The organism is Kocuria subflava (assembly GCF_012163155.1).
Taxonomy (GTDB): Bacteria; Actinomycetota; Actinomycetes; order Actinomycetales; family Micrococcaceae; genus Kocuria; species Kocuria subflava.
This window is the reverse complement of sequence record NZ_JAAVUN010000229.1, coordinates 1-533: the sequence shown is the minus strand read 5'-3', so window position 1 is coordinate 533 and position 533 is coordinate 1. Positions and strand designations below refer to the sequence as shown.

At 65.5% G+C, this 533-nt stretch carries 1 protein-coding gene and 1 pseudogene; both read right to left on the bottom strand.

From position 1 onward, the window contains the following. Positions 1 to 230: pseudogene (locus GTW58_RS13905) on the bottom strand (ABC transporter permease); the annotation flags it as partial. Beyond that, positions 227 to 533 (bottom strand): NIL domain-containing protein (locus GTW58_RS13900; RefSeq protein ID WP_280842335.1); only part of this gene is annotated, 307 nt, incomplete at its 5' end. The gene GTW58_RS13900 and the pseudogene GTW58_RS13905, both read right to left, overlap by 4 nt.

Sequence of the window (533 nt, the reverse complement as noted above, 5' to 3'; positions counted from 1 at the left end):
CCCAGGGCGGCCAACAGGATGATGAAGGGGATGGGGCGGACGAAGTTGACCACCAGGTTGATCGCGGTGTTCACGGCCCGGCTCGCGTAGAGGTTGCCGGGGCGCGTCACGTACAGGGCAACGCCGAAGAAAAGACCGATCAGGCCGGCGATCACCATGGTCAGCGCGACCATGTAGAGGGTCTCGCCGATGGCGGTCAGCAGTTGGGGGCCGAGGACGGACCAGTTCATGCCGAAACCTCCTTCACGGTTGTCAGCTGGGAGAGTTCGTCGATCGTCCGGTCGACCTCGTGCCGCTCACCGGTGAGGTCCACGGTCAGGGACCCGAAGGACTGACGCTGCAGGACGGAGACTCCCCCGAACACGATCTGGAACTGCACCCCGCGGGCGGCGGCAGCGGACAGGACGGACCCCACGTCCACGCCTTCACGAACGTCGACGACGACCAGCCGCCCCTTGCTCTGTTCGCTCAGGTAGCTCAGTTCTTCGCTGTCGGGTTCGTCGTGGCTCACCGTGGCCACGAACTTTCGGGCG